21 protein-coding genes are annotated in these 19,169 nt (G+C 66.3%); 8 read left to right on the forward strand and 13 right to left on the reverse strand.

Translation table 11 applies throughout. From position 1 onward, the window contains the following. Positions 1 to 17 precede the first annotated feature (17 nt). The 7 genes from RQG82_RS05390 to RQG82_RS05420 all read right to left on the reverse strand — a co-directional run bounded on the left by RQG82_RS05390 (position 18) and on the right by RQG82_RS05420 (position 7,758). Positions 18 to 896, reverse strand: a complete 879-nt coding sequence (locus RQG82_RS05390) for a metal ABC transporter permease (protein ID WP_311258101.1) — start codon at positions 894 to 896, stop codon at positions 18 to 20. Next, positions 893 to 1,747 (reverse strand): metal ABC transporter ATP-binding protein, encoded by an 855-nt coding sequence (locus RQG82_RS05395; protein ID WP_311258102.1) that lies wholly within the window; start codon positions 1,745 to 1,747, stop codon positions 893 to 895. Before RQG82_RS05395 ends, RQG82_RS05390 begins: the two co-directional genes overlap by 4 nt. Next, positions 1,744 to 2,736 (reverse strand): metal ABC transporter solute-binding protein, Zn/Mn family, encoded by a 993-nt coding sequence (locus RQG82_RS05400; RefSeq protein ID WP_311258103.1) that lies wholly within the window; start codon positions 2,734 to 2,736, stop codon positions 1,744 to 1,746. Before RQG82_RS05400 ends, RQG82_RS05395 begins: the two co-directional genes overlap by 4 nt. Before the next feature lie 64 nt (positions 2,737 to 2,800). Further along, positions 2,801 to 4,480: a glycoside hydrolase family 13 protein gene (locus RQG82_RS05405; RefSeq protein ID WP_311258104.1), complete on the reverse strand. Its 1,680-nt coding sequence runs from the start codon at positions 4,478 to 4,480 to the stop codon at positions 2,801 to 2,803. Between the two features lie 73 nt (positions 4,481 to 4,553). Further along, the gene (locus tag RQG82_RS05410) at positions 4,554 to 5,432 is read right to left on the reverse strand and encodes a carbohydrate ABC transporter permease (protein ID WP_290163198.1); all 879 of its coding nucleotides are present in this window, start codon (positions 5,430 to 5,432) and stop codon (positions 4,554 to 4,556) included. After that, complete coding sequence (locus tag RQG82_RS05415) at positions 5,432 to 6,418, reverse strand: sugar ABC transporter permease (RefSeq protein WP_311258105.1); 987 nt, start codon at positions 6,416 to 6,418, stop codon at positions 5,432 to 5,434. The genes RQG82_RS05410 and RQG82_RS05415 overlap by 1 nt, the downstream gene beginning before the upstream one ends. Continuing rightward, positions 6,415 to 7,758 carry an extracellular solute-binding protein gene (locus RQG82_RS05420; protein WP_311258106.1) on the reverse strand — a complete coding sequence of 448 codons (1,344 nt, stop codon included), beginning with the start codon at positions 7,756 to 7,758 and terminating at the stop codon, positions 6,415 to 6,417. The genes RQG82_RS05415 and RQG82_RS05420 overlap by 4 nt, the downstream gene beginning before the upstream one ends. A 101-nt stretch (positions 7,759 to 7,859) precedes the next feature. Here RQG82_RS05420 and RQG82_RS05425 point away from each other — a divergent pair, with 101 nt between their 5' ends. From RQG82_RS05425 to RQG82_RS05455, 7 genes are all read left to right on the forward strand, one after another. After that, entirely contained in the window at positions 7,860 to 9,080 is a 1,221-nt protein-coding gene (locus RQG82_RS05425; RefSeq protein WP_311258107.1) for an ROK family protein, read from the forward strand. Between the two features lie 4 nt (positions 9,081 to 9,084). Then, on the forward strand, positions 9,085 to 9,639 hold the full coding sequence (locus RQG82_RS05430; RefSeq protein WP_311258108.1) for a 2'-5' RNA ligase family protein: 555 nt from the start codon (positions 9,085 to 9,087) through the stop codon (positions 9,637 to 9,639). 7 nt (positions 9,640 to 9,646) lie between these two features. After that, positions 9,647 to 9,778, forward strand: a complete 132-nt coding sequence (locus RQG82_RS05435) for a hypothetical protein (RefSeq protein ID WP_311258109.1) — start codon at positions 9,647 to 9,649, stop codon at positions 9,776 to 9,778. A 157-nt stretch (positions 9,779 to 9,935) separates the two neighbouring features. Continuing rightward, positions 9,936 to 10,385, forward strand: a complete 450-nt coding sequence (locus tag RQG82_RS05440) for a hypothetical protein (protein WP_311258110.1) — start codon at positions 9,936 to 9,938, stop codon at positions 10,383 to 10,385. A gap of 27 nt (positions 10,386 to 10,412) precedes the next feature. After that, entirely contained in the window at positions 10,413 to 11,030 is a 618-nt protein-coding gene (locus RQG82_RS05445) for a sigma-70 family RNA polymerase sigma factor (protein ID WP_311258111.1), read from the forward strand. Continuing rightward, positions 11,027 to 12,013, forward strand: coding sequence for a hypothetical protein (locus RQG82_RS05450; RefSeq protein WP_311258112.1), 987 nt, complete (start codon positions 11,027 to 11,029; stop codon positions 12,011 to 12,013). Before RQG82_RS05445 ends, RQG82_RS05450 begins: the two co-directional genes overlap by 4 nt. Positions 12,014 to 12,246: 233 nt before the next feature. Then, a protein-coding gene (locus tag RQG82_RS05455) for an IS5 family transposase (RefSeq protein WP_156145919.1) occupies positions 12,247 to 13,141 on the forward strand; the annotation gives its coding sequence in 2 pieces (ribosomal slippage) (positions 12,247 to 12,597 and positions 12,599 to 13,141; 894 coding nt in all). A gap of 213 nt (positions 13,142 to 13,354) precedes the next feature. Here the strand turns inward: RQG82_RS05455 and RQG82_RS05460 are convergent. From RQG82_RS05460 to RQG82_RS05485, 6 genes are all read right to left on the reverse strand, one after another. Continuing rightward, positions 13,355 to 13,774, reverse strand: a complete 420-nt coding sequence (locus RQG82_RS05460) for a heme-binding protein (protein WP_042540859.1) — start codon at positions 13,772 to 13,774, stop codon at positions 13,355 to 13,357. A 133-nt stretch (positions 13,775 to 13,907) separates the two neighbouring features. Next, the gene (locus RQG82_RS05465) at positions 13,908 to 14,627 is read right to left on the reverse strand and encodes an MIP/aquaporin family protein (protein ID WP_042540857.1); all 720 of its coding nucleotides are present in this window, start codon (positions 14,625 to 14,627) and stop codon (positions 13,908 to 13,910) included. A gap of 191 nt (positions 14,628 to 14,818) precedes the next feature. After that, the gene (dhaK, locus tag RQG82_RS05470) at positions 14,819 to 15,814 is read right to left on the reverse strand and encodes a dihydroxyacetone kinase subunit DhaK (protein WP_042540855.1); all 996 of its coding nucleotides are present in this window, start codon (positions 15,812 to 15,814) and stop codon (positions 14,819 to 14,821) included. Between the two features lie 50 nt (positions 15,815 to 15,864). Then, complete coding sequence (dhaL, locus tag RQG82_RS05475) at positions 15,865 to 16,506, reverse strand: dihydroxyacetone kinase subunit DhaL (protein WP_042540853.1); 642 nt, start codon at positions 16,504 to 16,506, stop codon at positions 15,865 to 15,867. An 18-nt stretch (positions 16,507 to 16,524) separates the two neighbouring features. Beyond that, positions 16,525 to 17,298 (reverse strand): HAD-IA family hydrolase, encoded by a 774-nt coding sequence (locus RQG82_RS05480; RefSeq protein ID WP_292679902.1) that lies wholly within the window; start codon positions 17,296 to 17,298, stop codon positions 16,525 to 16,527. Beyond that, positions 17,295 to 18,173 (reverse strand): class II fructose-bisphosphate aldolase, encoded by an 879-nt coding sequence (locus tag RQG82_RS05485; RefSeq protein ID WP_042540849.1) that lies wholly within the window; start codon positions 18,171 to 18,173, stop codon positions 17,295 to 17,297. Before RQG82_RS05485 ends, RQG82_RS05480 begins: the two co-directional genes overlap by 4 nt. 154 nt (positions 18,174 to 18,327) lie before the next feature. Here RQG82_RS05485 and RQG82_RS05490 point away from each other — a divergent pair, with 154 nt between their 5' ends. Beyond that, entirely contained in the window at positions 18,328 to 19,065 is a 738-nt protein-coding gene (locus RQG82_RS05490; RefSeq protein WP_042540847.1) for a GntR family transcriptional regulator, read from the forward strand. Positions 19,066 to 19,169 lie beyond the last annotated feature (104 nt).

Raw genomic sequence — 19,169 nt, forward strand, 5'->3', positions numbered from 1 at the left:
GCCGGGCCCTGGGAGGATCAGGCCCGCACTCGTCGCACACCGTCGCGGGCGCGCTGGATGATCCAGCACACGACGTAGATCGTGAACGACAGGGTCGTGATGTACGGGCTGACCGGCAGAGTGCCCGCGAGGGCGAGCAGGATGCCGCCGACGGCCGACACGAAACCGAACAGCGCCGCGAGCAGCGGAACCGCGACCGGCCCGGCCGAGACGCGCATGGCGGCGGCCGCGGGGGTGACGAGCAGCGCCATCACGAGCAGCGCGCCGATGATGTGCACGCTGACGGCGACGATGAGGCCGAGCAGCACCATGAACAGCAGGCTCACGGCGCGGGTGGGCACTCCGCGGGCGGCGGCCGACTCGGGGTCGAGCGAGTCGAAGCGCAGCGGGTTCCACATGAGCAGCAGTCCGAACAGCACGACGATGCTGATGGCCAGCAGCCACCCGAGGTCTGGGCTCGACACCGACACGATCTGACCGGTCAGCAGACTGAACCGGTTGGCGCTGCGCCCGTCGTAGAGCGACAGGAACAGGATGCCGAGGCCGAGGCCGAACGGCATCAGCACCCCGACGATCGAGTTGCGGTCGCGGGCCTTGGCTCCGAGGATGCCGATCAGGATCGCCGCGACGAGCGCTCCGCCCAGCGATCCGACCACCACGCTGCCGCCGAACAGCAGCGCCGCGGCGGCGCCGGCGAACGACAGCTCGCTCACCCCGTGCACCGCGAATGCGAGGTCGCGCTGCATCACGAAGACGCCGATCAGTCCGCCGACGATGCCGAGCACCGCTCCCGCGATGATCGAGTTCGCGAGCAGGGCGACGAGCTCGCCGTAGTCCTGGAACGAGAAGACGTCGCTCCAGTCGACCGCGGGGACGATGCCGGCGATGAGGTTCATGCGGCACCTCCGTGGTCGTGATCGTGCGCGTGCTCGTGGTGGGGCTCGGCATCCGGCACTCCGACGACGACCAGCCGGTCACCAGCGCGCAGCACGAAGACCGGGGTGCCGTAGAGCTCGGTGAGCACCCGCGTCTGCAGCACCTCTTCGGGGGTGCCGAGCACGAAGCGGCCACCCGCGATGTAGAGGATGCGGTCGACGCGGCCGAGGATCGGGTTGATGTCGTGGGTGACGAACAGCACGGCGGCGCGGCGATCACGACGCTGGCGATCGATGATGTCGGTGATGGCGACCTGGTTGGCGAGGTCGAGGTTCGACAGCGGCTCGTCGCACAGCAGCAGGGTCGGCTCGTCGGCGAGCGCCTGGCCCACCCGCAGTCGCTGCTGCTCTCCGCCCGAGAGCAGTCCGACGCGGCGGTCTGCGTAGTGCGCGGCTCCGACCGAAGCGAGCAGCTGATCGACCTTGGCGCGGTCGCCCCGGTGCGGGATCGGGAATCCGAAGCGGCTGCCCTGCACCCCGAGCGCGACGAGATCGCGGGCCCGCATGCTGGTGTCTGGAGCGAGCGAGCGCTGCTGCGGGATGTATCCGATGCGCGGATTTCCCTTGCGCACCGGTTCGCCCGCGACCGTGATCTCGCCGGCCGACAGCGGCTGCAGGCCCAGGATGCTGCGCAGCAGCGTGGTCTTGCCCGAACCCGACGGTCCGAGCACGGCGATGAACTCGCCGGGCTCGACCCTGAGGTCCAGCCCCGACCACAGCTCGCGGTCACCGCGTTGCAGCGCGGCTCCCCGCACTTCGAGCACCGGGTTCGACGTATCGGCTCCTGCCCGCGCGTCGGCGGCGGCGCTCACGACTGCAGCGCGTCGGCGAGGCTCTGGATCGCGTCACTCATCCACTCAGAGTACGACGATCCTTCGGGCAGCAGCTCCGTGAAGGCGACGAGCGGGATGCCGGCTGTGGTCGCGGCATCCTCGACGCGCTGCGTCTCGGCTCCGCCGGTCTGCGCGTTCGTGAGCACGGCTGCGACATCGCCGCCGTCGACCACGTTGAGGGTGGCGAGCAGGGTCGCGGGGGCGACGTCGCTGCCCTCCTCGACCGCCTCGGCGAAGCCCTCGGGGGTGACGTCGGTGAGTCCGGCGGCGGTGGCGATGTAGCCGGGCAGCGGCTCGGTGATGATCACGTTCGCGCCGGCGGCATCCGTCTTCAGCGTCTCGAGGTCGGCCTCGAAGCCGTCGAGGTCGGCGACGATCTCTTCGGCGTTGGCGGTGAACTCCGCCTCGCCGTCGGGATCGATGGTGGCGAGCTCGTCGGCGATGGCCTCGACGACGTGGATCATCGTGTGCGGGTCGAACCAGACGTGCTCGTTGAACCCTTCGATGTGGTTGTGACCCTCGTGGCCCTCTTCGCCTTCGGCGTGGTCGTGGTCGTGGTCCTCCTCGGTCGCGCCCTCCTCGTCGGAGTGGCCCTCGTTGCCCGGGAAGTCGTGCGAGAACTCGACGGCGCTGACCACGTGAGCGTCCTGCGCATCCTGCAGCAGGGTGTCGATGAACCCGTCGTAGCCGCCGCCGTTCTCGATCACGAGGTCGGCCTTCTGCACCGTGAGCCGGTCGCGAGCCGAGGCCTCGTAGGAGTGCGGGTCCTGCGTCGCCGAGGTGATGATCGAGGTCACGTCGACGCGGTCGCCGCCGATCTGGGCTGCGAGCGAGCCGTAGACGTTGGTGCTCGCCGCGACCGTGACGGTGTCGCCGGCACCCTCTCCCGCTGCGGGAGTGGTGGAGCATCCGGCCAGCGAGAGTGCGGCGACGGATGCGATGGCGAGGGCGACGAACGGCTTCTTCATGCTCTCACTCTAAACGCTAATGAGAACCATTATCAAATTGGCGGTTCGTCGCCCTGCCTCTGCGTCAGCCGATGTGGCCGGGTGCGATCCAGACGGTCGAGTCCGCCGGCACGGCGCCGGCGACCACGGTTCCGAGCACGACGTCGGCAGCATCCGCCCCGAGGTCGAAAGGCTCCGAGCCGAAGTTCGTCACGATCTGCCAGCCGTTCGGACGGGCGAAGCGCAGCACATCGGGCCGACCGGTCTCGATCCACTCGAGGCTCTCGTCGGTCTGCAGCTCGTGGCGCAGCCGCAGCGCCTCGCGATACAGCGACAGCGTCGAGGAGGGGTCCGCCGCCTCGACATCCACCGCGTGCTCGGCGAACCAGGCGGGCTGCGGCAGGTGTGCGGCGTCGGCACCGAAGCCGAAGGACGAACCGGATGCCGTCCACGGCAGCGGCACACGGCATCCGTCACGTCCGAGGCCGTCGAAGACCGCGCCACGGAAGAACGCCGGGTCCTGGCGCTGCTCGGGCGCGACGTCGGCGACCTCGTGCAGCCCCAGCTCCTCGCCCTGGTAGAGGTAGGTGCTGCCGGGCAGGCCGAGCAGCAGCATCGTCGCGGCATGTGCCCGGCGAAGTCCGGCTTCGCGGTCGAGCTGGTCTTCCGGCCCGCCGGCGGCCACCCATTCGACACCCTGCTTCACCCCGGTGCGTCCGTCGAGGGGAGCCAGACCGTATCGCGTCGCGTGACGCGTCACGTCGTGGTTCGACAGCACCCACGTCGTCGAAGAGCCCGTCGCCTGCGACTGCGCGAGGTTGTCGGTGATGATGGTGCGGAACTGCGTCGCGTCGAAGTCGGCGACGAGCAGATCGAAGTTGAACGCCTGACCCAGCCCCTCGGCCGAGGCGTACTTCGCCCGACGCTCGGGGGTGCTCACCCAGGCCTCGGCGACGGCCGTGCGCGGCGGGTCGTACTCGTTGAAGACCCGACGCCACTCGGCATACACCTCGTGCACGTCGTCGCGGTCGTGCAACGGGTGGTTGCCGTCGTGCGGCAGCAGCTCGAGCTCGGCGGTGCTCGGCAGCGGCTCGCTGAGGTCCTTGGTCAGCATGTGGGCGACGTCGATGCGGAAGCCGTCGACTCCGCGATCCGACCAGAAGCGCAGGGTCTTCAAGAAGTCCTCGCGCACCTCGGGGTGGTCCCAGTTGAGGTCGGGCTGCTCGGGCGCGAAACTGTGCAGGAACCACTGCCCGTCTTCGACCCGTTCCCAGGCCGAGCCGCCGAACGCGGCGGTCCAGTCGGTCGGGGGCTGCGAGCCATCCGGCCCACTCCCCTCACGGAAGATGTACCGCTCCCGCGCCGCCGAACCGCGGCCTGCGGCGAGCGCCTCCTGGAACCACTCATGCAGGTCGGACGAGTGATTCGGAACGATGTCGACCACGACGCGGATGCCGCGCTCGTGCAGAGCGGCGACCATGTCGTCGAAGTCCTCGAGCGTGCCCAGGCGCGGGTCGACGTTGCGGTAGTCGGCGACGTCGTACCCGCCGTCGGCGAGCGCCGACGGGTAGAACGGGCTCAGCCACACCGCGTCGATGCCGAGGTCGCGCAGGTAGTCGGCCCGCGAGACGATGCCCGGGATGTCACCGAGCCCGTCTCCGTTCGCGTCGGCGAAGCTGCGGGGGTAGATCTGGTAGACGGCGGCCTGACGCCACCAGGCTGCCGTCGTGTCGTCGCGGGTCTCGGTGAGAAGCGCATCGGTCATGAGGGGTGTTGCTCCTTCTTGTTGCGGTCTGGGGTGCGCGCGGACCGGCGCTCGCCGGTCCGCACGATGGCGATCAGCCCTTGACGGCGCCCTGCGTCACGCCTTCCATGACGAAGCGCTGGGTGAACAGGTACGCCAGGATAGCCGGGGCCATCGCCATCAGGTACGAGGCGAAAGACACGTTGTAGTTGTTGCTGAACTGGGTCTGGAAGAGGTTCTGCCGCACCGGCAGGGTCTGCATGGCCGGGTCCGAGATGATCAGCGACGGCATCATGAAGTCGTTCCACGCGTAGAGGAAGGCGAAGATGCCGACCGTCGCGCTCATGGGTGCGAGCAGCGGGAAGATCAGCTGCCAGAACGTCTGCCACGTGGTGGCGCCGTCGATGCGCGCACTCTCTTCGAGTTCGATCGGGATCGAGCGGAGGAACGCCGTGAACAGCAGCACGCTGAAGCTCAGCTGGAACATCGTCGCCAGGATGATCACGCCGAACGGGTTGTCGAGCCCGACCCAGCCGGTGAGCTGGATCTGCGGCAGCGCCACGACCGGGAACGGGATGAACATCGCGGCGAGCAGGTAGAAGAACGAGTAGCGGAACAGGCGGTGGTCCCAGTTGCGCACGATCGCATACGACGCGAAGGCGGCGAGCACGATGGTCGCGATGACCGTGCCGGCCGTGACCAGCAGCGAGATGCCGGCGCCGACCGGGAACTTCGTCAGGTTCCATGCCTCGACGAAGCCGTCGATGCTGAACGGTGCCGGCAGCGAGAAGGCGTTGCCGTCGACCGCTTGGCCCGTGGTCTTGAAGGCCATCGAGATCGTCACGTACAGCGGCAGCAGGACCGTGACCGCGCACAGGATCAGGATGATCGTGCCCGACCAGTTGACGCGCTCCATGCGGACGCGCGGCTTCTTGCCCGAGGTGGGGATGGTGGTGAGTGTCTGCGTCGACATCAGAGTGCGTTCCTTCCGCGGGTCAGCGAGAGCTGAAGCAGGGAGATGAGCACGGCGACGATGAAGAAGATCGTCGCATTGGCCATCTGGTAGGCGTAGTCGCCGCCGTTGAAGCCCGCGATGATCGTCATCGCGACGCTGCGGGTGGCGGTGCCTGGCCCGCCGTTGGTGAGGCCGACGATGATGTCGTAGGCGTTGAGGAACCCCTTGAAGCCCAGGATCACGTTGATCACCACGTATCCGGCCACGAGCGGCAGCGTGATGCGGAACAGCTGCTGCCTCTTGTTCGCGCCGTCGATGCTCGCCGCCTCATAGACCTCGCCCGGCACCGAGAGCAGGCCGGCGATGTAGATCAGCAGCGTGCCCGGCACCGCCTGCCACGCGGTCACGATCACGATCGCCACCCAGGCGAGATCGGGGTTCGCGAGAAGGCTGGTCGACAGCCACGGGATGCCGGTGGCAGCGCCCGCAGCGGGGATGGAGTTCGAGAAGAGGAAGTTGAAGACGTAGGCGATGATGATGCCCGAGATGACCATCGGGATCACGAAGATCGTGCGCAGCCCCGTCTTGAATCGGATGCGGGAGGTCAGCCCCACCGCGAGCATGAAGGCGACCACGTTGACGACGATCACCGTGGCGATCGAGAAGCCGAACGTGAACAGGTAGCTCTGCAGGATGGCCGGGTCGCTGAACATCGCGATGTAGTTGGTCAGCCCGTTGAAGCTCCACTCGCCGATGCCGATCGAGTCGGTGAAGCTGAAGAAGATGCCCATGATTCCCGGCACCGTGATCGCGAGCGTGAAGATCACGAGCGTCGGCAGCAGGAACAGGTAGTAGATCGGCTCGACGCGTCCCTTGCGACGGGCGAGCTTGCGGGTGCCGCCGGTGACGATCGCCGTGGTGTCGGTCGTCGGACTGTTGGGCTTCGTGATGTTCGATGCCGCGGGGTTCGGAGCTGCCGGGTTGGGCAGAGCGGTGTTCGTCATGGCGTGGACTCCTCTGTCTCGCCGGATGCTGAATCCTCACCGGATGCGTTGTCCTGGGTCGACGGGATCGGAGCGCGGAACGCGATCCTGGCCCAGTCGGCATCCATGGTGCGCAACGTGGAGGTCGTGGACGCGCCGAGCACCATCGCCTGCGCGTAGTTGAAGACCGGAAGGGTCCTGGGCACGAGCACCGAGGGTCCCTGATAGATCTGGCCGTTGTCGTAGTACTCGACCATCCCCTCGACTCGGGGATCGTCGGGTGCCGGAGCATCGTTCGTCGGGGTGAAGCCGAGCTGCGAGGCGTTGTACTCCTCGATGTTCTCGGGCAGGAACAGGTACTCGAGGAAGTCGCGTGCGGCCTCCTGGTGCTGCGACCCTTCGGGGATCATCGCCGCGAGGTCCATGTTGACGCGCACGCCGAGGTCGGCGGGGTCGTCGGTCATGGGCAGCGGGAAGGTGCCGAGCGCGAGGTCGGGTGCGGTCTTCTCGATCTCACTGAACGCCCACGGTCCCTGCAGGTACATCGCGGCCTCGCCCTTGCCGAAGGCGAGGTTGCCATCGCCGTAGCCGCGACTCGCGGCATCCGCGTTGGTGTACTCGGTCGCGAGCTGGAGCATGCGTTCCATCGGCTCGGCGAAGTCGTTCTGGAACGAGACCTCCGAGTCGGGTCCGACCTCCGTGCCCTCCTCGGCGAGAGTGTCGAAGAAGTCGATCACGTCGACCGAGCCGCCGGCGGTGTAGTCGTACCAGCCCTGCGCGACGGTCCAGTCGTCCTTGAAGGTGCCGTAGAACGGGTCGATGCCCGCCTCTTTGAGCTGATCGCACACCGCGAGGAGCTCGTCCCAGGTCTGCGGGACCTCGAGCCCCTGCTGCTCGAAGATCTCCTTGTTGTAGATGACCGAGGCGCCCATCACGGAGTACGGCAACGCGCTCGTGCGCCCCTCGCACGACCCGTACTGCTCCATGAGCGGCTGCAGGTCGTCGCGGATCGTCGAGGCGGCTTCGGTGCCGGAGAGATCGGTGAGCGCGCAGCGCTGCACGAACCGAGCGATCTCGTAGTTGTAGTTGGCGAGCATGATGTCGGGCGGGTTGCCCCGAACGAAGCTGGCCGAGACGACGTCGACACCCGAGGTGTCGATCTCGACGCGCACCTTGTCTTGCGAGGCGTTGTACTGCGCGACGAGCTCGGTCATGAACTCGATCGCCTCGCGCTTGCTGAAGGTGAAGCGGATGGTCTCGGTTCCGCCGGCTGTCGAGCAGCCGGTCAGCGCGGCGCCGACCAGGGCGAGCGCGGCGACTCCGGCGACGAGCCGGGCCGGGCGTGGTGGTTTCACAGACACCGTTGTCCTTTCGTCCGGTAGATCCGCAGACTAAATCTAGTGAGCGAATTTACTTCGATGAACGGTACTCTCTCATCTGAACGAGAGTGAGGTCAAGACCCGTGACAGAAGTCTCTGCAGGTCTCGGCACCGGACGAGCCAGTGTCGGCGCGATCCTCGACTTCGCCTGGACCGCCGGTGAGTTCACCGCGACCGAGGCGATGGCGACCACCTCGCTGACCCGCTCGACCGCGATCGACGGGATCGACACGCTCGTCGACGCCGGCGTGCTGCGCGAGCTTCCCAACGCCCGCGTCGCCGGAAGCTACCGCGCCGGGCGGCCCGCGAGGCGCTTCGTGCTGGCATCCGATCTGGGCGTGGTGATCGGCGTGGATGCCGGAGACACCCATCTCGCGGTCACGATCGCCGACCCGCTCGAGCGCACTCTCGTGCACCACCGCACCGACCTCGATCCGACGCAGTCCGCGGCTGCGCGGCGCGCGACGATCCTCGGGCAGATGCAGCTCGCGATCGACGAAGCAGAGGTCTCGCGCGAGGCGGTGCTCGCGATCTGCGTGGGAGTGGCCGCTCCCGTCAACCGCGCCGGCATCTCGCCCCCGCATCCAGAGGGTTTCTGGGAGCGCACCAACCCGGGTCTCGCCGAGGCGCTGGCCGACTGGGCGCCCGTGGTCGAGATCAAGAACGACGCGCAGCTCGCCGCGATCGCCGAGGGCTCGGCCGGAGCAGCAGTCGGATGCCGTGACTTCGTCGCCCTGCTCGCGAGCGAGCGATTCGGAGGCGGTGTCGTCGTCGACGGCCACGTGCTGCACGGTGCGCACGGCGGCGTCGGCGAAGGCGTCGTGTTCGACCACATCGTCGGCGTCGGCTCGGCCTTCGGCCTGCGCTACGCCCTGCAGGACGAGGTCCGCGACGCGGTCGAGAGCGGCGAGATCGAGTCGGACTCGGCGATCGGTCGGCTCGCCGGCGCAGACCGCATCGACCCGCGCACCGTGCTGACCGCCGCATCTGCGGGCGATGCCGACGCGCTGCTCGCGACTTCTCGCGTCGGCGCGACCCTCGCCCGCGTGGTGGGCGTGCTGGGCAGCATGTACGACCCCGCCCGCGTGATCGTGTGCGGCGCAGTGGCCGAGAGCATCGCCCCCGTGCTCACGGCGGCACGCGAAGTGCTGCCGACTCAGCTGCACCTGCCCGCACCCGAGATCCTCGCCTCGACGCTCGGCGCCGAGGTGGTCTCGATCGGCGCCGTCACGACTGCTCGGATGGCCGCCCGCGAGGTGGCCGTGCCGCTGTTGGCTGAGCGGCGGCTCAGCGCGGTGAGCTGACACCGTGCGAGAACCAGAGCTGCAGCAATCCCCCAAGGCGATCGAGCTACTCCTCGACCCGGCGGCCGAGACCGCTATCAGGGCCGAATGGGAGGCTCTCGCCGCACACGGGCTCTCGAGCCTCGCGGCGCACACATCGGCGAGCAACCGACCTCACATCACGCTGGTCGCGCGCCTCGGCCTGCCGAAGGTGGATCCCCGCGTCCTGGCAGACATCCCTTCGTTCCCGATCACGCTGGGCGCTCCCCTGCTCTTCGGCACCGGCGAGCGACGCGTCATGGCCCGCAGCATCGTGCCCACCGCGGAGCTGCTCGCCCTCCGCACAGCGGTTCGCTCCGCGGTCGGCACGGGTGACGATGCCCCGCACACCGCACCGGGCGAGTGGATGCCGCACGTCGCCCTCGCCCGCAGATTGCGGGTCACTGACCTTGCGGAGGCGCTGGATCTCATCGGCGGCGACATCCGTGCTCACGCCCATGCCGTGCGGCACTGGGACCCCACCACCTCACTGATCACGACCCTCGCGGAGCTGCGGCCGAGGCGCGCCTCAGCGCGGTGAGCTGCACGTGACTGCGAGCGCCCGGCTCACTCGCGACCGCCAAGACAGCACGCTCGCCGTCGTCCTGGTGCAGCTCGTCGTCTGCGCCGCGACGGCATCACTGGTCGCAGGAGCGGAGCTGCCCGCGGCAGCGTTATGAAACAGATGTGTAACGAAGTCGCGGGAGATGCAAGGAAGTCGCTCTGGGATTCATTCCATCGCGCGGATACTGAGATCGGAGAGACTTCCCACACCTCTCTGGCGGGGCGCATGACACAGCCCCCGGTCTTCTCACGTCCTGAGCCCCGGGGAGAATCATGAAACGCACCATCGCCGCTTTCGCTGCACTCGTCCTGGCGTTGGTTCTCACTCCGGCCGTGGCTAACGCTGACACCGAACTCCACCCCGACGTCGAGTACGCGTTGGAGACCGTACCCGGCGGCATCGCCCTCAGTGACTCCGCGGTTGTGTGGCCGGCTCTCGGAATGACCCTCGAGGCTCAGTCCGCAATGCAGCGCGCCGTCGGAAGCTGCGCCACGGGAACCTACTGTGCGTACGCGCAGTCCGGTCTTCGCGGCACGAAGCTGACCTTTACCATCTGCACCAACGTCAGCACCGCCGCCCTGCAGACCGTGGGATCCATCGCCAACGGCCGCTCATCCGGCAACGTGCATGCCCGCAACGGGGGCACGACACTCGCGACCGCGGCAGCGAACGGCTCGGCGAATGTCGGCGGCGGGACCACGAACCTTCTCTGCACCCTGTGACCCCGATACCCTGATGAGGCAAGCAAGGTGAGCGAGGCGTCTTCGATGGGGCGGGTGGGTCTGTTCGATAACTTCCGTATCGCCTTCGCGGACGATGACAGCTTCCCCCTGATGACCTCATCACGGACCGGGACTTCCGCTCACTCGGAGGAAGCCAACAAAGCCGTTGTCTTCCGCGGACTCTTCGACGAGTACTGGCCGCTCGTCCGTCATCATCTCTCCTGTTTCCTCGAGAATCAGGAGGAGGTCGATGAGATTGCCGCGGAAGTGTTCGTCGTTGCATGGCGGAAACTGCGACCGGACAAGCCCATGGGTCTGCGCTGGTTCGTCCGCACCGCCGACAACAAGCTTCGCGACCTCGACCGCAGTGCCCGCTCGCGGGGACGAGCGCTGGACGCACTGAGCCGCGGCCTGCAGAACGCCACCGAGACGATTCACCCGCTAGAGGCACTCGCGCTCCGTCAGGCGATGAAGATCCTGAACGCGCGCGAGCGTCAGGTTGTGGTTCTCACCTACTGGGATGATCTCAACGCCGGCGAGGTTGCGGAGGTCCTACATTGTAGTCCGGCGGCGGTGTGGACCACACTGACCCGAGCGCGAACGAAATTGCGCACGCAGCTGGAACCGAAGGAGAACGGACTATGAGCGTCTCCGACGACGAGCTAGACCGGCTCATCCGCGCAGCGAACCCCGCGACCAGCGACCGCTTCGCTCCGCTGACGGCCCGCGAGATCGCCGTGCGCGAGGGCATCATCAGAGGAACGTTGGAGCCATCGAGCCAGCGTCGGCATCACACTGGCTGGGCCTGGGGCGGCGTGACTGCCGCTGTTGCGTCCATAGCCGTTGTCGCGGTGTTCGCGGTGAACGTTCTCGGCCCTGCTCAGACTGCGGTTGCGCTGACCCCTGCGCCGCTCCAGTACGCCAACGCTCAACCGCTCACGGCGGTCATTGCGGACGCGCGGCAGAAGCTCGATATGCCGGATGACGTCGTCCAGGAGCCACTGGTGAAGACCTTGGGCTGGGGCTGGAACATCGATATCGCCCAGGAGCAGGTCGAGGTCGTCCCAGAGGAGGCGACATTCGAATGGTCACCGGAGACCGGCTCCACCAGCACGGTCGTCGCCGCCGAGTCCTATTGGGCTGATGGAGAGCGGCCAGAGGGCCTAGCGGAGAGCCCCTACAAGCCGGGGGATGTCATCAGCGAAGTCACGACGAGCCCCGAGGATCTCGACATTCCGGCAGGCGTCGTCAACCTGAACGGCTCAAGCCGCGAGGACCTGTCCGCGGCGCTTGCGGAACTCGGCGCGACGCCCGAGTCGTCGTCCGGAGAGCTCCTGCTCGCCATCGGTCAGTTACTGAGCTACTGGACTCTGACAGATGAGCAGCACGCCACTTTGATCAGCATGCTCGTCGATGCCGGCGGGGTCACCGTGCTCGGCGAGTCGAAGGATCGACTTGACCGAGACGTCATCGGTCTGCGCGTCACCGAAGACGAGAACGACTACCAGAACACCCTCCTCATCTCTCAGGACACCGGCCGGATCATAGGCATGGAGAACGAGTTGACGAAGCCGATGGAGTTCATCCCCGCCGGCGTCATCGGCTACACGTTGTGGGACGTCGAGTAGCCCGCCCCCTCCCGCACTTGCGCAATGCAGGGGAGCGACCGCCGACGCGTGGGATGGCTTCTCCCAGGCGACCAGGCGACCAGCCATGGGTCGAGGCCGGAAACTACAGCTTCTGCGGCTCTGCGCGGGCGGCCTGAATCACTTCGCGCCTGGGTGATCTCACGTTGACTTCTCCCGATTGACCTAGGGCGTGTCTGACAAAGGTTGACGGCTCAGGCTGAGAGTCTCGACGCGTGTCTAGGTTTCGGTTGCTCTCGGATGCTCAGTGGTCGTTGATCGAGGACATGTTGCCGCGTCCGACCGGGCGGCCGGGGCGGAAGTTCTCTGACGCGAGGCTGATGGTCGAGGCGATCATCTACCGGTACCGGTGCGGGATCGCGTGGCGGGACTTACCCGAGGTGTTCGGGCCGTGGCAGACGGTGTGGACGTGGCATCACCGGATGGCCGCCGCCGGTACCTGGGACAAGGTGCAGGCGAAGCTGACCGCCGCGGCCGACGCGGCGGGGTTGATCGATTGGTCGCTGTCGGTGGACTCGACCGTCGCCCGCGCGCATCAGCACGCGACGAACACGACTCGCACCACAGGGGGCTGGGTCGAACTACACGAATCTGCTGATCGAGCCGCCTGATCATGGCATCGGCCGCTCCCGCGGCGGGCTGTCGACGAAGATCCATCAACTCGTCGACGGCAACGGGCTGCCACTGGTCACGCTGATCACGCCGGGGCAGGCCGGCGACTCCCCGATGTTCCTGCCGCTCATGGCGCAGCTGCGCGTTGACCGGGACGTTGGCCGGCCGCGAACTCGTCCGGACGCGGTCCGCGGTGACAAGGCGTACTCATCACGCGCGATCCGCGGGCACCTCCGCTCTCGCGGGATCAAGGCGGTGATCCCCGAACCCGACGATCAGAAGGGGCATCGCAAGCGTCGCGGGTCACGCGGCGGCAGGCCGGTCGGGCTTGACGCCGCCGACTACAAGAACCGCAATGTGATCGAGCGCCGCTATTGCCACACCAAGCAATGGCGCGGCCTCGCCACCCGCTTCGACAAACACGCCGTCATCTACCGCGCTGCCGTGGTCCTCAACGCCGTCATCGCCTGGACAAAGGCAATGTCAGACACGCCCTAGTCGGTGTCGATGCAGGCGCGGGGTTCGTGGGCGTGCGGGCGGCACCGTTGGAAGACGCCGTACTCCCGGCTGGCGAGCTGTGGGAGGCGACCGTCGCTACCCCGATTGACTAGCGTTGCTGGCCGTCTTGTGCTGACGGCTGGGTGGAGTTGAGGTTCTCGTGAGATCGGACACCGCTCATCAGGGATCGGCGCCAGCTCGTGCGGTCCGAAGTCAGAGTGCGGCGGCTCCGGCCTCAGCCACAGTCTGGTCTTCCTCGATGCTACCGGTGGACACTCCGATGGCTCCGACGATGACGCCGTCGCGGACCAGCGGAATGCCCCCGGGGAACACGACGATACGGCCACCGTGAGCGTCGTTGAGTCCGTACAGGTCGCCCGTCGGGCGCGTTGCCTCGGTGAGGTCCTTGGTCTGGGTCTGGAAAGCGATGGACGTGTACGCCTTGTTGATGGCGATGTGGATGCTGCCGATGTTCGCAGTATCCATCCGCACGTGTGCCTTGAGGTTGCCTCCGGCGTCCACGACGGCGATGTCCTGGGGCTGTCCGATCTCCTCAGCGCGCGCGATGGCGGCATCGATGACGCGGCGAGCGTCCTCAAGGGTGATGGTGTCCTGGATCTTGGGGTTCGACATGGTGTCTCCTCTTCATTGAAGGTCAGGTGTTGCGGGTGTTAGGCGTCGCGTGAGCGACGACTGGGGTGGAGCCTCGGTCGGCCCCGATGAAGGCCTGACAGACATGGGCCGGCCGAGGGGTTGAAAGTTCCCGTCAGGCGACGGGAAGCAGTGCGATGGAGAGCGCGGCGGCGAGCGCGCCTCCGATGAGCGGGCCGGCCACGGGCACCCAGGAGTACGCCCAGTCGGAGGTGCCCTTGCCCTTGATGGGGAGGATGGCGTGAATGATGCGAGGCCCGAGGTCGCGCGCGGGGTTGATGGCGTAACCGGTGGGGCCGCCGAGGCTGATACCGATAGCGATGACCAGGAAGGCGACGGGCAGGGCGCCGAGTTCCGCGGGGGTGCCTCCATTGGTGAAGGCGAGGATGCCGAACACGAGGACGAACGTTCCGATGACCTCCGTGACGAGGTTGGAGCCGTAGGCACGGATGGCAGGACCGGTCGAGAAGACGCCGAGCTTCGTGGCGGGGTCGGGCTCTTCGTCGAAGTGGCGCCGGTATGTGATCCAGACCAGGAGCGCTCCGAGCATGGCACCGACGAGCTGAGCGGCAATGTAGACGAGGAACTGCACGAATGTGATGTTTCCGAGGATCAGCAGGGCGATGCTGACGGCCGGGTTGAGGTGCGAGCCCGAGGAGTACGATGCCGTGACTCCAGCGAAGACGGCGAGACCCCAACCGATGCTGACCGCGAGGAATCCTGATCCGAGACCCTTGCTCTTGATGAGGGAGACGTTGGCGACGACTCCGCAACCCAGCAGAAGTAGCAGGGCCGTTCCGACCGTTTCGGAGAGGAAGATCAATCCGAGGTCCATGGTGTTTCCTTTCCGCGGACGTCTGCGTCCGCGCAGGTCAAACCACGCGCTCGGGTGCGCGTGGTCACAGATGGTGGTGCGAGGGGGCGGCGCCCGGGTAGAAGGTGGAAGGTCAATCGCGGTCTACCCGGGCGCGCTCGGTACGGGACTGTGCGGCGCAGCGTGACCTACGCCGAACAGCGGGGGGCTCCTCAGAAGGTGCGGATCGGGATCTCCGCGGGAGCCTCGAGAAGTTCGCGAATCTCGTCGTCAAGCTTGACAAGCGTGATGGACGCGCCCGCCATGTCCAGCGAGGTGCAGTAGTCGCCGACATAGCTACGGGTTGGGGTGATTCCCTGGGCCGCGAGCTTCTCGTGTGCGATGCCGTACAGAAGGTACAGCTCACTGATGGGGGTGCCACCGAGACCGTTCACCATCAGCGCGACGTCATCGCCGCTGCTGTAGGGGATGTCGCTCACGATGGGCTCCAGAAGCAGGTCGACGATCTCGTTCGCCGGGACCCACTTCTGACGTGCACGGCCGGGCTCACCGTGGATACCGATGCCGACTTCGATCTCGTCGTCGCCGATCTCGAACAGCGGCTCGCCCTTGGCGGGCGGGGTGCAGGCGGTGAGCGCCACGCCCATGGTGCGGGTGACGGCGTTGACCTTCTCGCCGATCCGGACGATCTCGTCGAGGTCCTTGCCGGCCTCAGCGGCAGCGCCGACGGCCTTGATGACGAAGAAGTTGCCGGCGACGCCGCGGCGACCGATGGTGTACAGCGAGTCCTTCACCGCGACGTCGTCGTCGATGAAGAGGGTGCGCACCTTGATGCCCTCTGCGGCAGCGAGCTCTTCTGCCATTTCGAATGCCATCTTGTCGCCGGTGTAGTTGTTCACCAGCAGCAGCACACCCTTGTCGCTCTTGACGCGGCGTGCGGCCTCGACGACGAAATCGGTGGGCGGGGCGGCGAACACGTCACCGGGGCAGGCGGCGTCCAGCATGCCCTTGCCGACAATCATCACGTGTGCGGGCTCGTGGCCGGAGCCGGAGCCCTGGATGATAGAGACCTTGTCGTTGTTGGGCGCATCGGCGCGGACGATGAGGTTGTACTTCGGGTCGTACGTGAGCGTGTCGGGGTTCGCCAGGGCCAGGCCCTTCAGCATCTCCGGGACGAACGCCTTCGGGTCGTTGATGAACTTCTTCATTGTGTTCTCACTTCTTTGTGTCGGATGGGTAATGGAGGGAGGGTAAGTCGTTACCAGGCCTCGGCGACGCGCTCGCTGAGCACCGCTATCGCGATGGCGCCGGGGTCAGGGGAGCCAATGCTGCGCTCACCTGCGTAGGACGCTCGGCCGCGGTGTGCCTCGAGCTTCGCGGTCTCTTCGGCGGCGGCGCGCGCGGCCTCAGCGGCGTGCTGAGCCACGGCCTTGCCGTCCAGACCCTTACCGAGGTCCGCCTCGATGGCGTCGGTGAGCGGGACCAGAGCGTCGAGCAGCGTCTTGTCTCCCAGGGATGCGCCACCTCGCTTCATGATGCCCTCGATGGCTGAGCGGAGCATCGCGACCACATCGGCCTGGGTGATGTCGTTCTTGTCCTTCACGGAGATCGCAGCGCGCAGGAACGCGGTGCCCCAGATCGGGCCGGACGTACCGCCGATGCGGCCGGACATCGTTGTCGCGACCTTCTGAATGAAGGTGCTGAGAACCGACCGGTCGTACTCATCCCACTCGGCGATGACGTTCTCGAACCCGCGAGCGAGCGAGTATCCGAAGTCACCGTCGCCGGCGACGGCGTCCAGGTCGCTGAAGTACTTCTCGTTGTCGACGCACGTCTGTGCGATGAGCTTGATGACGCTCTCGACGCGGGCGACGCCCGCCTGGCTGAAGGTGCTGCTCATGATGTTCCTCGGCTTCGGTTATCGGATGGTGAGGGCAGTGAGGGTGTCGAGAGTGACCTGGCCGGTCTCCTCGACGCCGCGCGGGTTGGAAAGGAAGTGTGCTGGCGTCTGCGGCTGGTCGCCCAGGCTGTCAACGACCAGTGCCGCCTCGGTGAAGTCCTCATCGGCGGTATAACTGGACACCGTCACGACGGTGGCGATCCCTGCCGCAGCCGCGGCGCGTAGCCCGTTCTGACTGTCCTCGACGACGACGGCGTCCGTTGCGTCGATTCTCAAGTCCCGCAGAGCGAGCAGGTAGATGTCCGGTGCCGGCTTCTTCGCTGGGACGACATCTCCTGCGTAGACACGGAACCAGGAGGCCGCGTCCTCGCCGACCGCATGTTCCAGCACAGCGCGCACCGATTCTTCGGCGGACGTGGATGCGACGGCGAGCAGCCATCCTGCGTCATGGGCGGCATTAACGATTCGGGCGATTCCGGGCCGCCCCGGCATCTCGCCGGCTCGAACCTTCGCCGTGTAGCGGTCAGTCTTGAACCGATGCCACTGCTTGACGAGGTCGATCTGCGCAGCCTCATCGGTGGGCAGGTTCGCCGATGCAACGAAGTCGCTGGTGAGAAGCGAGGCGAGACGCTCCTTACCGCCGCCAATTCGCACCTTCTCGGCATAGTCCTCTTCGGACCAACGCACGGGAAGATCGAAATGCGCGAAGGTGTCGTTGAACGCAGGCAGATGACCGTCGCGCTCGGTGTCTGCGAGCACTCCGTCGCAGTCGAAGATCAAGGCGCGAGTCACGGCTTGGCGGCCTTCGCCTTGGCTGCCGTGCCATCGGAGCCGAACCATTCGATGTGGTCACCGATGACGCTGGTGACAGCATCACCGATGGCAGTCACCAACTTCGGCGGATCCCAATGGTTGTTGGCGCGCGCCCAATCGAGATGCTCCGCCGATGCCTGCATGTACGCGTGCTTGACGGCTGTGGAGATGTTGATCTTGGAGACGCCATTGTCGATGAAGGCGCGGAAGTCGGCCGGCTCAAGGCCGGTTCCCCCGTGAAGAACAATTCCCTTGTCCGTGAGGTGCGCGAGTTCGCGGGCGCGCTCAGGGAGAAGGGTCGGCTTGGACGTGAACAGGCCGTGGCTCGTGCCCAACTGCGGGGCGAGCAGGTCAGCACCGGTGCGCTCCGCGATGGCTGCGAGCTGGTCGACGGTATACGCGTGGTGGGCTTCGTCGCTGCCGACTCCGTCTTCGACCCCGAGGATGTTCTCGATCTCGGATTCGACGTCGACGCCCGCTGCGTGAGCCTCCTTGACGACTTCCGTCGTCTCACGCTCTGCGTCAGCAAGATCACGGTCAGAAGCATCGAAGAGAACCGATGACCACCCGGCGGCAATGACGTCAGAGAGGACAGAACGGTCCGGGCAGTGATCCAAGTGGAGCGCGACCGGCACGGATGTGTGCCGCGTGAGCGCCTGGAAAAGGCTCGTGATGAAAGCGGTCCCCGAGGTGCGAACAGTCTTTGTCGAGATCTGGACAATCAGAGGCGAGTCCTTCTCCTCGGCTGCGGCGATGACCGCGCGCATGCTGATCTCGTCGAAGACGTTCACAGCGGGAACCGCGTATCCGTGCTTCCGCGCTCCCGTCGTGAGACGACGAGTTGATACGGCCATAGTCCGATCTCACTTCCTTGTGTCAGGCTCTGCCTCAGCGAGCTCCGGCCAGAACATCTTTCGTTCCGGTCCTTTTGGTCCAGAGTACATGGCTATACAACTCTATACAAGACGGACTAGGTAAGATCATGTGGAAAGTTTTGGAGGCATAAAGATGACGGCCGTGATTGAGCGCGACTCAGCGACACCGATCTATCAGCAGCTCGAGGACATCTTTCACGCGAAGATCGCCAGTGGTGAGTGGGCACCCGAGCAGCGCATCCCGTCGGAGAACGAGCTGAACCGGGAGTACAGCCTGAGCCGCATGACGATTCGTGGTGTGCTCAACAAACTGGCGGGTGATGGTCTGCTCATCCGCGTTGCCGGCAAGGGCACGTTCGTCGCCCCGCAAAAGATCAACGCGGTCTCTCCTGCATACAAAGGAATCCGTGAGCAGCTCGAAGTGCTCGGGTACGACATCGCGACGACGTTGATTTCTACGGAGCGCGTTCCCGCGCCGACGAGAGTGCGTGAGCACCTGAATCTGCCGGCGGGCGCCGAGGTCATCGCCATCATACGACTGCGGACGGTAGACGGGAAGCCTCTGAGCGTCCACCGCTCCTTCGTGCCAGCGAGCCTCGCGCCGGGACTGGATCAGCTGGATGTCGTCAACGAGCAGCTGTGCGTGGTTCTCGAAGACAAATTCAATCTGTCGATGAAGAGCGTCTCCGAAGATCTGGAAGTCATCGCCGTCGAAGGAACCGACGCCAAGCTGCTGGAGCTGCGCAAGGGCGACCCGGCACTGCTGTTGACGGATGTCATCACGAACCCGGCAGGGACGGCCTTTGAGTACTCGACCATCGTCTTCCGCGGCGATACGGTGCGGCTGAAGTTCGATTACAAGCGTGAGTGAACCCGCCGTGGTGGATGACTCGGGGTCCACCACAGCGGGTCCGCCTAGCTGTACTGCCCAGGGAGGTTGTTTGATCTGGCTTCCCTGATGTGACGAGAACCTCC

Source organism: Microbacterium sp. WCS2018Hpa-9 (genome assembly GCF_031843745.1).
Classification (GTDB): domain Bacteria; phylum Actinomycetota; class Actinomycetes; order Actinomycetales; family Microbacteriaceae; genus Microbacterium.

What these genes read in the sequence shown, in the direction of transcription:
- RQG82_RS05400 (WP_311258103.1), bottom strand. Translation starts at nt 2,736, where the DNA reads ATGAAGAAGCCGTTCGTCGCCCTCGCCATCGCATCCGTCGCCGCACTC.
- RQG82_RS05490 (WP_042540847.1), top strand. Translation starts at nt 18,328, where the DNA reads ATGACGGCCGTGATTGAGCGCGACTCAGCGACACCGATCTATCAGCAG.
- RQG82_RS05485 (WP_042540849.1), bottom strand. Translation starts at nt 18,173, where the DNA reads ATGGCCGTATCAACTCGTCGTCTCACGACGGGAGCGCGGAAGCACGGA.
- RQG82_RS05415 (WP_311258105.1), bottom strand. Translation starts at nt 6,418, where the DNA reads ATGACGAACACCGCTCTGCCCAACCCGGCAGCTCCGAACCCCGCGGCA.
- RQG82_RS05410 (WP_290163198.1), bottom strand. Translation starts at nt 5,432, where the DNA reads ATGTCGACGCAGACACTCACCACCATCCCCACCTCGGGCAAGAAGCCG.
- RQG82_RS05460 (WP_042540859.1), bottom strand. Translation starts at nt 13,774, where the DNA reads ATGTCGAACCCCAAGATCCAGGACACCATCACCCTTGAGGACGCTCGC.
- RQG82_RS05465 (WP_042540857.1), bottom strand. Translation starts at nt 14,627, where the DNA reads ATGGACCTCGGATTGATCTTCCTCTCCGAAACGGTCGGAACGGCCCTG.
- RQG82_RS05405 (WP_311258104.1), bottom strand. Translation starts at nt 4,480, where the DNA reads ATGACCGATGCGCTTCTCACCGAGACCCGCGACGACACGACGGCAGCC.
- dhaK (WP_042540855.1), bottom strand. Translation starts at nt 15,814, where the DNA reads ATGAAGAAGTTCATCAACGACCCGAAGGCGTTCGTCCCGGAGATGCTG.
- RQG82_RS05450 (WP_311258112.1), top strand. Translation starts at nt 11,027, where the DNA reads ATGAGCGTCTCCGACGACGAGCTAGACCGGCTCATCCGCGCAGCGAAC.
- dhaL (WP_042540853.1), bottom strand. Translation starts at nt 16,506, where the DNA reads ATGAGCAGCACCTTCAGCCAGGCGGGCGTCGCCCGCGTCGAGAGCGTC.
- RQG82_RS05390 (WP_311258101.1), bottom strand. Translation starts at nt 896, where the DNA reads ATGAACCTCATCGCCGGCATCGTCCCCGCGGTCGACTGGAGCGACGTC.
- RQG82_RS05440 (WP_311258110.1), top strand. Translation starts at nt 9,936, where the DNA reads ATGAAACGCACCATCGCCGCTTTCGCTGCACTCGTCCTGGCGTTGGTT.